This is a genomic window from Streptomyces cyaneofuscatus, assembly GCF_042718795.1.
Taxonomy (GTDB): Bacteria; Actinomycetota; Actinomycetes; order Streptomycetales; family Streptomycetaceae; genus Streptomyces; species Streptomyces cyaneofuscatus_A.
Genome location: NZ_JBHXOX010000039.1, coordinates 1 through 12,562 on the forward strand (window position 1 = coordinate 1; position 12,562 = coordinate 12,562).

Annotated in this window: 11 protein-coding genes; 5 read left to right on the plus strand and 6 right to left on the minus strand. The window is 71.2% G+C overall.

The window, feature by feature from the left end; all coding sequences use genetic code 11:
• Positions 1–75: 75 nt before the first annotated feature.
• Positions 76–573: a MarR family winged helix-turn-helix transcriptional regulator gene (locus ACFWRT_RS33450; protein WP_380954287.1), complete on the minus strand. Its 498-nt coding sequence runs from the start codon at positions 571–573 to the stop codon at positions 76–78.
• Between the two features lie 127 nt (positions 574–700).
• On the opposite strand from ACFWRT_RS33450, the gene ACFWRT_RS33455 reads away from it, so the two are divergent.
• Entirely contained in the window at positions 701–1,678 is a 978-nt protein-coding gene (locus tag ACFWRT_RS33455; protein WP_380954279.1) for a DMT family transporter, read from the plus strand.
• Here the strand turns inward: ACFWRT_RS33455 and ACFWRT_RS33460 are convergent.
• Positions 1,662–3,974: an exo-beta-d-1,3/1,6-glucosidase gene (locus ACFWRT_RS33460; RefSeq protein WP_380954285.1), complete on the minus strand. Its 2,313-nt coding sequence runs from the start codon at positions 3,972–3,974 to the stop codon at positions 1,662–1,664. The genes ACFWRT_RS33455 and ACFWRT_RS33460 overlap by 17 nt on opposite strands.
• A 196-nt stretch (positions 3,975–4,170) precedes the next feature.
• Between ACFWRT_RS33460 and ACFWRT_RS33465 the strand changes: the two genes are divergently transcribed.
• A complete protein-coding gene (locus tag ACFWRT_RS33465; RefSeq protein WP_380954278.1) occupies positions 4,171–4,770 on the plus strand; it encodes a TetR/AcrR family transcriptional regulator in 600 nt (199 codons plus the stop codon).
• Positions 4,771–4,976: 206 nt separating this feature from the next.
• Complete coding sequence (locus tag ACFWRT_RS33470; RefSeq protein WP_380954276.1) at positions 4,977–5,363, plus strand: SH3 domain-containing protein; 387 nt, start codon at positions 4,977–4,979, stop codon at positions 5,361–5,363.
• 125 nt (positions 5,364–5,488) lie between these two features.
• Here the strand turns inward: ACFWRT_RS33470 and ACFWRT_RS33475 are convergent, their stop codons facing one another.
• The 3 genes from ACFWRT_RS33475 to ACFWRT_RS33485 form a co-directional block, all read right to left on the minus strand.
• On the minus strand, positions 5,489–6,427 hold the full coding sequence (locus ACFWRT_RS33475) for a CPBP family intramembrane glutamic endopeptidase (protein WP_380954275.1): 939 nt from the start codon (positions 6,425–6,427) through the stop codon (positions 5,489–5,491).
• Between the two features lie 241 nt (positions 6,428–6,668).
• Entirely contained in the window at positions 6,669–7,313 is a 645-nt protein-coding gene (locus ACFWRT_RS33480; protein ID WP_380954274.1) for a dihydrofolate reductase family protein, read from the minus strand.
• 193 nt (positions 7,314–7,506) lie between these two features.
• On the minus strand, positions 7,507–7,944 hold the full coding sequence (locus ACFWRT_RS33485) for a MerR family transcriptional regulator (RefSeq protein ID WP_380954272.1): 438 nt from the start codon (positions 7,942–7,944) through the stop codon (positions 7,507–7,509).
• Positions 7,945–8,335: 391 nt separating this feature from the next.
• Between ACFWRT_RS33485 and ACFWRT_RS33490 the strand changes: the two genes are divergently transcribed.
• Positions 8,336–9,838, plus strand: a complete 1,503-nt coding sequence (locus ACFWRT_RS33490; RefSeq protein ID WP_380954270.1) for a SulP family inorganic anion transporter — start codon at positions 8,336–8,338, stop codon at positions 9,836–9,838.
• Positions 9,839–10,084: 246 nt separating this feature from the next.
• Positions 10,085–11,323 carry an endonuclease/exonuclease/phosphatase family protein gene (locus ACFWRT_RS33495; protein ID WP_380954269.1) on the plus strand — a complete coding sequence of 413 codons (1,239 nt, stop codon included), beginning with the start codon at positions 10,085–10,087 and terminating at the stop codon, positions 11,321–11,323.
• A gap of 90 nt (positions 11,324–11,413) precedes the next feature.
• On the opposite strand, the gene ACFWRT_RS33500 is transcribed toward ACFWRT_RS33495, so the two are convergent.
• Positions 11,414–12,532: a hypothetical protein gene (locus tag ACFWRT_RS33500; protein WP_380954268.1), complete on the minus strand. Its 1,119-nt coding sequence runs from the start codon at positions 12,530–12,532 to the stop codon at positions 11,414–11,416.
• Positions 12,533–12,562: the final 30 nt, after the last annotated feature.

Below are 12,562 nucleotides of genomic sequence, written 5' to 3' on the forward strand. Positions count from 1 at the left end.
CCTTTGGTGGGCAGCTTAATTTGTGTTTAAGATACAGCCCCCCCCCCCCCCGCACCACCGAAGGGCGTCCTCCCGTCAGCCCTCCCCCTCCCCCTCCACCGACTCCACCCGCGCCAGCCACGCCGTCAGCAGCCGCTCCAACTCCCCCGCCTCCCGTGCGTCCAGCGCGTCCAGCAGGTTCCGCTCGTTGCGCATGTGCTCGGTGAACGCCCGGTCGATCAGGGACCGGCCCGCCGGGGTCAGCGCCACCACCCGGCCCCGGCCGTCCGCCGCCGAGCGGCGCCGGGTCACCAGGCCGGCGCGCTGGAGGCGGTCGATCCGCTTGGTCATCGCCCCCGTGGTGACCATCGTGTGCGCGGCCAGCTCGCCCGGTGCCCGCTCGAAGGGCTCCCCGGCCCGGCGCAGCGCGGCCAGGACGTCGAACTCGCCCTCCGACAGGCCGTGGGTCCGGTAGACGACGTCGAGGCGGGCGGTCAGGAGGTGGCCCAGGCGGTGGAGCCGGCCGATGACCGCCTGCGGGGACACGTCCACGTCCGGGCGCTCCCGCGCCCATTCGGCCTGGATACGGGCCACATGGTCGAGACCCGCGCGCTCCGGCCCGTCGTCCGGAGCCCACGGCGCGTCCGGAGCATCCGAAGCGTCCGAAGCCTCCGGAGCGACGTCCCCAAAATTACCTTCCATGGAAGGCATAATAGCTTCCATGGAAGGTAACCTGAAATGGTCACTGGTCACGGCGGTGGCCCCCGTGGCCTGGGGCACGACCTACTTCGTCACGCGCGAGTATCTGCCCGAGAGCCATCCGCTGTACGGCGCCGCCTTCCGGGCCGTGCCCGCCGGGCTGCTGCTCCTGGCCGTCTGCCGGAAGCTGCCGCACGGGAGCTGGTGGTGGAGGTCCCTGGTGCTCGGCGCCCTGAACATGAGCGGCTTCTTCGCGCTCGTCTACGTGGCGGCGCAGCGCCTCCCCACCAGCCTGGCGTCGATCATCATGGCCCTCGCTCCCCTGTCCATGATGATGCTGGCCTGGCCGCTGGTCGGCGAGCGGCCCGGTTGGAAGCACCTCGCCGGGGCCATGACCGGCGTCGGGGGCGTCTGCCTGATGGTGTTCACGGCCGCCGGTTCGGTGGACGCGATCGGCGTGCTCGCCTCCGTCGGGGCCATGGCGATGTCCTCGTACGGGTACGTCCTGGCCAAGCGGTGGAGCGGCGGGGTGGACGTACTCGCCGCCACCAGTTGGCAGTTGCTCGGCGGCGGGCTGCTGCTCGTGCCGTGCGCGGCCCTCGTGGAGGGCGCGCCGCCCGCGCTGGACGGGCCCGCGCTCCTCGGGTTCGGCTACCTCGCGGTGGTGGCCACGGCTATCGCGTTCGCCGCCTGGTTCCTGGGGCTGAAGCACCTGCCGGCGGGGACGGTCGGCCTGCTGGGGCTGCTCAACCCCGTGACGGGGGTGCTCCTGGGGCTCCTGCTCGCCGGCGAGAGCCTCTCGGGCCGGCAGGTCCTCGGCCTCGTACTCACGCTGTGCGGGGTCGTCCTCGGCCAGCGCGCCGCCCGGACACCCGCGCCACCACCCGAGGCCCCCGAGCCCGCCGAGCCGCACGGCCCCGCCGAGCCGCACGAGCCCTCCGAACCGCGCGACCCCTCCGCCCCCACCGAGCACCCCTCCCGCATCACCCCTTCACCGTGAACTCCGCCCGCAGCAGCGCCTCGTCCCGCGACGACGGCCCCACCAGCAGTTCGAAGCGGCCCGGCTCCACCACCCGCCGCCCCCGCGCATCCACCAACGTGCATTCCGCAACGGCGAGTTCGATCGACACCTGACGGGACTCCCCGACCGCCAAGGCCACCTGCTCGTAGGCCTTCAGCTCCTTCTCCGCCCAGGTCACGGACGTCACCGTGTCGCTCACGTACACCTGGAGGGTCTCCAGCGCGGGCCGGTCACCGGAGTTGGTGAGCGTCACCCGGGCGCGTACCGTCTCCGTCGGCTCGACGACCGCCGTCAGCAGCTCCAGGCCGGAGTACGTGACCGTCGTATAGCTCAGGCCCTCCCCGAACGCGAACGCCGGGCTCTGCGTGAGGTCCGCGTACCGTGTGCCGTGCTGGCCGCGCACCTGGTTGTAGTACGTCGGCTGCTGCCCCGCGTGCCGGGCGAAGGAGAGCGGGAGGCGGCCGGTCGGCTCGATCAGGCCGAGGAGCAGCTCCGCCACCGCCGTACCGCCGAGCATCCCCGGGTTGGCCGCGTACACGATCGCCGCCGCACCGAGCGCGGACGGCGGCAGCACCAGCGGCTTGGAGCTGATGACCACGACGACCAGCGGCTTGCCCGTCGCCGCCAGCGCGTCGAGCAACGCGACCTGGTCGCCGACGAGTTCGAGGGTGGCGGTCGACTTGCCCTCGCCGATCAGCTCGATCCGGTCACCGACGACGGCGACGACGTGATCGGCGGCCTCGGCGGCGGCGACGGCCTCGGCGATGAGTGCCGGATCGGGCTCGGCCGGGACGACGACGTCGGGGCGCGGCTGCCCGTCGGGGAAGAACTCCCCTTCCGGGTCGGGCCCGACGTCCAGGATGCGGGCGCCGGGCGCGTACGACACGGTCCAGTCGGCGGGGACCCGGTCCCGGAAGCCGTCGAGGACGGTACGGATCATGGCGCGCGGCTGCCCGTCGGGGAGCCAGTCCGCCTGCCCGGAGGAGCCCGCCCAGTCGCCCAACTGGGTCTGCGCGTCATGCGCGTTGGGGCCGACGACGGCGACCGTACGGGGGCCGGAGGCCGTGGCCCGGGCCCGTCCGCCGCCGTGCGCGGTGAGGGAGCCCGGCTCCTCCGCCTCCAGGCCGCCCGCCAGCGGCAGCGTGCCGTCGTTGGTCAGCAGCACCAGCGAGCGCCGGGCGGCCTCCAGGTTGAGCTCCGCGTGCGCGGCGCTGCCGATGAACGCGGTCTGGAGGGCGGCGTCGGGGTGACGGGGGTTCTCGAAGAGCCCCAGCTCGAACTTGAGCGTCAGGATGCGGCGTACGGCGGCGTCGATCTCGGCCTCGGTGAGCGCGCCCTCCGCCACCGCCTCCTGGGCGCCCTCGAAGAACTTCGACGTCGTCATCACCATGTCGTTGCCCGCGCGGACCGCCGCCGCCGACGCCTGCGCGTAATCGGCGTAGATCTTCTGCTCCCACACCATGCGGCCGACGTTGTCCCAGTCGGTGACCAGCGTGCCGGTGTAGCCCCACTCGCCGCGCAGCACCTCGCCGAGCAGCCAGTCGTTGACCGTGATCGGCACGCCGTCCATGGACTGGTAGCCGAGCATGAACGTCCGGCAGCCCTCCTTGGCGACCCGCTCGAACGGCGGCAGGAACCACGAGCGCAGCTTGCGCCGGGAGATGTCCGCCTCGCTGGCGTCGCGGCCGCCCTGGGTCTCGGAGTACCCGGCGAAGTGCTTGGCGCAGGCCAGGATGGCGGTCGGGTCGGTGAGCCCCTCACCCTGGTAGCCGCGCACCATCGCGGAGCCCAACTCCCCGATCAGATACGGGTCTTCGCCGAAGGTCTCGCTCACCCGGCCCCACCGCAGGTCGCGGGTGATGCAGAGGACCGGCGAGAACGTCCAGTGCACCCCGGTCGCCGCGACCTCCACCGCCGTCGCCCGCGCGATCCGCTCCACCAGGTCCGCGTCCCAGGTGGCCGCCATGCCGAGCTGCGTCGGGTAGATCGTCGCGCCCTCCCAGAAGGAGTGGCCGTGGATGCAGTCCTCCGCCACGAGCAGCGGGATGCGCAGCCGGGTCTTCTCCGTGAGGGCGGCCGCCTCCAGCACCCGCTCGGGCGAGGCGTGCAGGATCGACCCGGCGTGCAGCTCCTCCACGAGGTGCCGCACGCCCTCCTTGGCGTTGAGCTGGAGCATCTGGCCGACCTTCTCGGGCAGCGTCATGCGGCCCAGGAGATCGGCGACCCGGTCCGCGACGGGGAGCGCGGGGTCGAGGTACGGCGGCAGCAGGCCCACGGAAGTTCCTTTCACGACGGCACTCCGCAGTACCGTACGCTCAATACCGACCGCTTGGTAAGTATTCAACCTTGTGAGAATCTGGGGCGGAGCTCGGGGGGGACGAGAGAGACGTCCGATGACAGCGGGGGAACGAGACAGACGTCCGATGACAGCGGGGAACGAGAGGGCGTCCGATGACAACGGGTGAAAGCGCGTGACCCCGGGACCCCGGCGCGGCTATGCCAAGGGCCGGGCCAAGCGGATCGAGATCCTCGACCAGGCGATGACCCTGTTCGGCGAGGCCGGCTACCGGGGTGCCTCGCTGCGCGTCATCGCCACCCGCTGCGGCATCTCCCACCCGGGCCTCCTGCACCACTTCCCGACGAAGGAGGCGCTGCTCCTCGCGGTGCTCCAGCGCCGCGACGACGTGGACGACGAGTGGCTGGCCCTGGGCGTCACCCGGGGCGTGGACCATCTGCGGCGGCTCGTGGACCTCGCCGAGCTGAACGCCAAGCGGCGGGGGATCGTCGAGCTGTTCTCGGTGGTCGCGGCGGAGGCCACCGCCCCCGACCACCCCGCGCACGCGTACTTCGAGGCCCGCTACCGTACGTCCGTCGCCAACACCGAACGCGCCTACGTCCAGGCTCGGGAGGCGGGTGCGCTGCGCGACGGGGTCGAACCGGCGCCTGCCGCACAGCAGTTGATCGCGCTGATGGACGGCCTCCAGATCCAGTGGCTGATCAGCGACTGCGTGACGGACATGGCGGGCGTCCTGCGGGCCCACATCCGGGCCCAGTTGACGGTGGAGTTCTGACCGATCGCTTCAGGAAGTCCGTTCCGGCCGGGGAGTCCGTTCCGGTTGGGGAGTTCTCGTGTTCCCGGCGGCTGATCGCCCCGGTGGCACTAACGTCGTGTGCGGATCCGGTGTCCGTCGAGCGGTGACACCGCTCGGCCGACCCGGGCCTGCTCCTCCGTACGTGTTCCGCACCCAGAACCGACGACGCAAGGGGAACCGATTCCATGACGGTTACAGCAGCACGCCGCACCTGGTCACCGCGTCGCTCCGCCGCCCGCACGGCGGCCGTGGTGGCCCTGTCCGCGGCCGCGCTCCTCGGCGGAGGTCTCACGGCCCAAGCCGCCGCACCCGACCGGACGACGGGCGGGACCGTGGAGCTCGCGCCGGCCACCGCGCTCGCCAGCCGGTGCTACTACAAGGTCAACGCCAACGGCGGTCTGCTGATCCGCAGCGGTCCCGGCACCGGCTACTCGGTCGTCGGGTCCTACGCCAACGGCGCCACGATCCTCGCGTCGGTGTCCACCACCAACGGCTTCCGCAATGTGGGCACCAACCGCTGGGTCTCCGCGGCGTACACCGCCCGTGTCGGCGGCCTTCCCTGCGAGTCCTGACAGGGACCCGCGCCGAGGACACCGTTCCCCAGCCTTCGACGGGCCCGCCGGGCCGCCGGAAATCCCTCCGGCGGCCCGGCGGCCTGTCCGCCGCCACCGGACCCGATCGCCGCGCTTCGTCGGCTTCAGGGACTCACCCGCTCGATCCCGCGCCGCTTCGCGAGCCACGCCACCCCCAGGCAGTACAGCGGGGCGAAGACGAACTCGACGACCGTCGCCTGCCACGGGGCGTCGGCCGCCGTCTCGGTGGAGGAGAGCTCGCCGAAGCCGGCCGCGAGGCCGAAGGCGAGCAGGTTGTTGGCGACGTGGAGGGTGATCACCGCCTCCAGCCCTCCGGTGCGGATGACCAGCCAGCCCCACCACAGCGCCGAGTAGAGGAGCAGGATGAACCCGCTGAGTTCGCCGAACCCGTGGGCCAGGGCGAACAGGAGCGAGGCGAGGACGACGGCGGGCCAGGGCGACCGTACGGCCCGCCCGATCACCTGGACCAGCCAGCCCCGGAAGACGTACTCCTCGGCCGCCGCCTGGAACGGCACCAGCGCCGCCAGCACGGCCAGGCTCACGAGGAAGGCGGTCCAGCCGGGAAAGCCGTCCCCCGTCAGTTCGGCGGACTCCTCCCCCCAGGTCCAGGCGAACAGCACGCCGTACTGGACGATGATCAGCGGAACGGCGACGGCGGCGCAGACCCCGAGCCACTTCCACCGCAGCCGGCCGAGGACCGAGGAGACGGTCCCGGCCGGGCGCCTGCCCAGATAGCGCGCGGCCCACAGGACGATCGGGATCCCGATCGCGATGCCGACGAGCTGGAGGGCCATGTCGGCGACCGGGTCCTCGAAGAACACCTCGCTCTCCGCCGACGTGGGCCCCGCGTCCAGCACCGCCGCGAGGACGGCCCCGATCCCGGAGACGACCAGGATCCCCACGACGACCAGGAGCAGGACGAGCGACAGCTCCCCGAGCCACGCGAACCTGCCACCCTGCCCGTTGCGCCCCTGCTGGTCGTACCGCGCCCCGGCCTCGGCCCGTACAGGCCCGCGCGGCGGGACGGGCCCGTGCGGCGGCATCTGCCACCCCGGGCCGGCACCCTGCGGCGGCCACCCGGGTCCGGGCCCCTGCTGCCACCCGGTTCCAGGCTCCTGCGGCCAGGCAGGCGCACCGGCCGAAGGCGTGGCCGGGGGCGTGGTGGCGGGCGGGTCCCAGGGCGAGGGCGGTATGTCAGGAGGCACACAAGGATCTTGCTGGCCCCCGGCACCCGAGGTCAATGCGGCACCCGCCCCACGGCCCCGGCACCACCGCCCCGTCCCCTCACTTCCGCCAGAACAAGTGGTGCGTCACCCCGCTCGCGCTGGGCACGGCCTCCAGATGGAACCGGTCGAGCAGCTCGTCGGGCGAGTCCCAGAGCCGTAGCCCCGTCCCGAGCGTCACCGGGGAGACCACCACGTGCAGGGTGTCGACGAGGTCGGCGTCGAGGAACTCCCGGATGGTGGTGACCCCACCGCCGAGCCGGACATCCTTGCCCTGAGCCGCCTCCCGCGCCTGCGCGAGGACGTCCGCCGGGTCGCCGCCGACGAAGTGGAACGTGGTGTCGGAGAGCGTGAACGACGGGCGCTCGTGGTGGGTCATGACGAACACCGGCGTACGGAACGGAGGCTCGTCGCCCCACCAGCCGCGCCACGCGTCATCGGGCCAGGGCCCGCGCTGGGGGCCGAACTTGTTCCGGCCCATGATCTCGGCGCCGATGTTGCGCTCGAAGTCCCGGGTGAAGTAGTCGTCCAGCCCCCGGCTCCCCCCGGGGTCCGTACGCATCGGCCAGCTCGCCGTGGCACCGGCCCAGGAGAACAGCCGCTCGGGCTGGACATGGCCGAAGGGCCTCTCCAGGGTCTGGTCCTCACCGGCCGCGATGCCGTCACCGGAGACGGTGAAATTCTGGACTCTCAGCAACTGAGCCATGGGTTCCTCCTGCGTTGTCGACGACGACACCCGTAGTGAACGCGGCATCGTGGAGCAGGCCGACGGTGACACGCACACGAGTCGTTCTCCTGGTGCGGTCGGCCGCCGAAGCGTTCACGGCATCGATGCTGCCAGCCGCCACTGACAACGCACTCGCTCCGGCGCGGCTCCGCGCCGGAGAACCGGGTTCAGGTCAGCCGGGCAGCGCGGCGGTGCGGGGGCCGGAGTCTTCGCCGGAAACGCTCTGGAGTCGGGAGCGGAGGGTGGCGGCGAAGTCCTCCGCACGGCTCAACTGGGTGCGCAGTTCCTCGATCTTCCGGGCTGCGGTCCGCTCGTAGCCCGCCATGCGCTCCAGAAGCTCCGCGCGTTCGGCCCGGTCGGCCGATCGGAAGGCGTCGAGGCGGTCGGTGACGTCGAGCAGGTCGCGCATCTCGTCCAGGGTGAAACCGAGGGGCTTCATCCGTCGGATGACCATGAGCCGCTGCACGTCCGTTTCGGCGTAGAGACGGAAGCCGCCCTGGGAGCGGGCGGAGGGGATGACGAGCCCGACATCCTCGTAGTGGCGGATGGTGCGCAGGGACAGTTGGGTCCGTGCGGCGACTTCGCCGATCTGCATGTGGTCGTCGTCCACGCCTGTGGCCCGCCCTTCTCGTCGTGGCGGCCGCATCGCGCACGCCCCACCCATCTCTACCCTAACGTTAGGGTAGAGTTGCCGGTGCGGGAGCGGTCGGCCCGCTCCGTCACCACCGTTTCCGGGGCCGAAGACGCCCCCGGCGAACATCCCGATTCTCGCAGGAGAGAGCGTGCGCGAGCCTATGACGCCGACAGCCGCCGCCTGCCCGCCGTGATCCCACGCACCCCGATGTGAGCCGTCGGCCGGCCCGTCCGAGCCGGGCTCCGTCCTCTTCCCTCCCGGCCCCCTTCGGGCCGTCCGCAGGTGCGCGCGCCAGCCCCTGTGTGTCCTTCCCGCACACCCCGGCCTGTCGACGGGCTGTGCCCGAGCACGACAGGTGCCTGCCCCCTTGCCCACTTCCGTACCGACTCCCACCCCACGCCTGCGCGGCCTCAAGCCCGCATGGCTGAACGACCCGAAGGTCTGGCGTACCGAGGTCCTGGCCGGCCTGGTGGTCGCGCTGGCCCTGATCCCCGAGGCGATCTCGTTCTCGATCATCGCCGGTGTCGATCCGGCGGTCGGGCTGTTCGCGTCGTTCACCATGGCCGTGGTCATCTCGGTCGTCGGCGGCCGCCGCGCGATGATCTCCGCCGCCACCGGTGCCGTCGCCCTCGTCATCGCCCCTCTGAACCGCGAGTACGGCTTCGGCTACCTGATCGCCACCGTCATCCTCGCCGGCGTCATCCAGATCGTCCTGGGCTCCCTGGGCGTGGCGAAACTGATGCGGTTCGTCCCGCGTTCGGTGATGGTCGGCTTCGTCAACGCCCTCGCCATCCTGATCTTCATGACCCAGGTCCCCGAGATGTACGAGGTCCCCTGGGCGGTATACCTGCTGCTCGTCTGCGGTCTGGCACTCATGGTGTTCTTCCCGAGGATCACCAAGGCCGTCCCGGCCCCGCTGGTCTCCATCGTCGTCCTGACCACCATCACGGTCGCTGCCGGGATCGCCGTGCCGACCGTCGGCGACAAGGGCGAGCTTCCTTCGTCGCTGCCGGTGCCGGGGCTGCCGGACGTTCCCTTCACCCTGGAGACCCTCAGCACGATCGCCCCCTACGCGTTCGCGATGGCCCTGGTCGGGCTCATGGAGTCGCTGATGACCGCGAAGCTGGTCGACGACATCACCGACACCCACTCCTCGAAAACCCGCGAGTCCATCGGCCAAGGTGTCGCCAACATCGTCACCGGCTTCTTCGGCGGCATGGGCGGCTGCGCCATGATCGGCCAGACGATGATCAACGTGAAGGTCTCCGGCGCCCGCACCCGCCTCTCCACGTTCCTGGCGGGCGCGTTCCTGATGGTGCTGTGCATCGTGTTCGGACCGGTCGTATCCGACATCCCCATGGCCGCGCTGGTCGCCGTCATGGTCATGGTGTCGTTCGCGACCTTCGACTGGCACTCCATCGCCCCCAAGACGCTGAAGCGCATGCCCGCCGGCGAGATCGCCGTCATGGTCATCACGGTGGTCGTGGTGGTCGCCACCGACAACCTCGCCATCGGCGTCGTCGTCGGCTCCGTCACCGCGATGATCATCTTCGCCAAGCGCGTCGCCCATCTCGCCCGCGTCTCCGCCGTCACCGATCCTGACGGCACCACCGTGGTGTACTCCGTGACCGGCGAGTTGTTCTTCGCCTCCTCCAACGACCTCGTCGGACAGTTCGACTACGCCGACGACCCCGACCGGATCGTCATCGACCTGTCCGCCGCCCACATCTGGGACGCCTCCTCGGTCGCGGCCCTCGATGCCGTCGAGACCAAGTACGAGCAGCGCGGCAAAACGGTGGAGATCATCGGCCTGAACGACCCCAGCGCCGACCTTCACGGCAAGCTCACCGGTGAACTCACCGGCCACTGAATCCCGTGGGCCGCTGCCGGGTGGACCGCCGGCGGCGCCGGCCTCGTCGTCATCGCCGCCGCGCTGCTGATCGTGAGCATGGCCATGTCGCAGGGATCCGCCACCCCAACCGCCGGGAACGGCGCAAGCTCGACAGCAACTGCACGGAGGCGTAAGGCGCTTCTTCGGACCCGAACACGGCATGTTCACGATATTCACGCAGCGTTTACGATCATCGTCTTTACCGAGTTCGACGCAAGGAAAGCGATGAGAATACGCGGGATCCTGGCGGCCTTCGTGGTCGCCCTCTCCGTCGTCCTGATGGCGGGTCTGGCCCAGAGCGGCGCGGACCGGCTGCGGGCGGACCGTGCAGCGGCGACGGACACCACACGTACGGCAACGGACACGGAACGTACGGCGACGGAGCCGAAACTCGCCGACGCCGGGGCCGGAACCCAGGTCCAGCTCCGGGCGGTCACCTTCAACATGTGCGGTGGCCTGTGCAACAGGGGCACCACCAACCTGCTCCACCACATCGAGAAGGAGATCAACGACTTCGCACCGGCGCACCTGGTCATGCTGCAGGAGGTGTGCTACTCGCAGTTCGAGTGGTTCAAGAGCACGTACGCGGGCACCTACGAGTTCAGTTTCACGCCCCTGCTCACCAACTACCCGACCTGTGGTGCGCCCGACTGTTCGGTGAACATGGACAGCGACCCGAACAACGACGACAAGCGCTGCTGGATCGGCCAGGTCCTCGGCGCCCGTGGCGCACTGGGCGCCAAGGACGAGATCCCTCTCGGCGGCGAGAGCTACCAGATCGATTCCGAAGGCAACCCGCTCCCCCTCCCGCGGACGTTCAACGCCCTCTGCCACGACGTGGCCCTCACCGGCATCGCCGGGAAGGTGAAGGGCTGCAGCGTGCACCTGCGCGCCTGGGACGACGCCAACGGCGTCAGCGACCGGGCCCGTTCCGCACAGGCGGCGCGCCTCGCCTCCGAACTCGACGCGGACATCGAGGCCGGCAAGGCCGTCGTGGTGGGCGGGGACTTCAACATGGTCCCGCAGCCGCACAAGGGTCCGGGCCTGGACAGCTTCTACCGCCCCGACGCCGCACCGGGCGGGGGCATCGGCCGCTTCTACGAAGCTGACTCCACCGACACCAGGGACCCCGACGGCACCGGACCCGATCCCGCCCTCTGGACCCTGCCGGACCCGGACTGCGTCGCCCCCGCCACGACCTGCCGCAGCGGCCAGTCCACCACCCTCGACCTGTCGCCGCTGGGCAACGACCAGCGCAACAGCAAGATCGACCACCTCTTCTTCTCCGAGGCCACCACCACCGACTCGCTCAGCGGCGGTCCGCGGCCTCTGTACTTCAAGGACGCCGCGCGCACGACCATCACGCAGAACCCGGCCGAGGCCGCCAGGGACGCAGGCGGCAAGTACCTGAAGCTGTCGGATCACACCTTCTACCGCGGCTGGGCGACGGTGACCGTCTCCTGACCCTCCGGCGACCGACGGCCCGCAGCGCATCCCCTGCGGCATGCGGCACGGGCCGTCGGTCCCGCCAGGGCACAGCCTCGGCCTCAGGCCTCACCCCCGGAACGGAGGCGCCCCCTCCCCCTCCGCACCCGCACCCGCACCCGCACCCGCACCCGCACCCGCACCCGATACGGCTCCGCCCTCCGCGACGGCCGCAAACCGCTCCCGCCACGGCGGAGGCTCGGGAGCCGCCTCGGCCCGGGCCGGCGCATCGGCCCAGAAGGCGCGCTGCTCCTCCCGGTGGCAGGGCCCACAGGTCGTGGCCCACGGAACGTGCGGCCGGAACATGTGCTCCTCGCCGGGTCCGGCGCAGGCGATCAGGGCCGGTGGCGGCGGCGTCGGCTCCGGCGCAGGCACGCTCTCGGGGGCGGCGGGCAGCTTCTCCCGGAGCCGGTGCGCCAGGAACCCCACGGCCGTCCGCACCCCCTCCGCCGGCAGCCCAGCGCACAGGGCCCGCCGCAGATCCGCAGCGGTGACCCCGCGCCGCAGCCACTCGGCGGCGAGTCCGGCGAGGGTACGGGCCTCACGTACGCCGAGATGCAGTTGGCGCTGCTCGTGGCGGAGGGAGAGCAACACGCGCTCGGCGACGGCAACTTCAGGCCCATCAGAGGGTTCCTCGGCGGGCTCCCCGGTGGGCTCCCCGGAAGATTCCCCCGAAACCTCCTCCAGGCCCTCCGGCTCGTATCCGCCCGCTTCGGTGGGTGGGTGGGACGCGTTCTTCCCCAGTTCTTCGTCTGCGGGTAAAAGACCACCGACCACCGGACCACTCGGAGCACCGACCGTCGGAAAGTGCACAGTCGGAACGGGCCCCGTGCTCACCAGCTCATATCCGTCAGCCGGGACCCCGGCCCGCAGCCGCGCGGCCTGGTCGTCCGTCAGCGGGAAGTTGGAGAAGACCTGCACGGTCCGCCACCGCCCACCGGCCACGGTCTCCCGCTTCCCATGGAGGTAACCGCTCGCCACCAACTCGGTCTTGGCCTTCTGGTACCGCCGCCCGGTCATGTGAAGGTCGCGGGCGTGCTCGCTGAGGGCCTTGTCGCGATCACCTTCGGGCAACCCCTGCACGTACATGACCAGGATCTTCGCGTCACTACCCAGGCGCGATTGACGTACAAGGCCGTTGGCGACCTGCGTATAGCCCCGAGGGGGCGGGATAACATGCGAAAGCATCGCGGGTGGACCTCTTTTCCACTAGTGGTG

What these genes read in the sequence shown, in the direction of transcription:
- ACFWRT_RS33480 (WP_380954274.1), bottom strand. Translation starts at nt 7,313, where the DNA reads ATGGCTCAGTTGCTGAGAGTCCAGAATTTCACCGTCTCCGGTGACGGC.
- ACFWRT_RS33455 (WP_380954279.1), top strand. Translation starts at nt 701, where the DNA reads ATGGAAGGTAACCTGAAATGGTCACTGGTCACGGCGGTGGCCCCCGTG.
- ACFWRT_RS33475 (WP_380954275.1), bottom strand. Translation starts at nt 6,427, where the DNA reads ATGCCGCCGCACGGGCCCGTCCCGCCGCGCGGGCCTGTACGGGCCGAG.
- ACFWRT_RS33495 (WP_380954269.1), top strand. Translation starts at nt 10,085, where the DNA reads ATGAGAATACGCGGGATCCTGGCGGCCTTCGTGGTCGCCCTCTCCGTC.
- ACFWRT_RS33500 (WP_380954268.1), bottom strand. Translation starts at nt 12,532, where the DNA reads ATGCTTTCGCATGTTATCCCGCCCCCTCGGGGCTATACGCAGGTCGCC.
- ACFWRT_RS33470 (WP_380954276.1), top strand. Translation starts at nt 4,977, where the DNA reads ATGACGGTTACAGCAGCACGCCGCACCTGGTCACCGCGTCGCTCCGCC.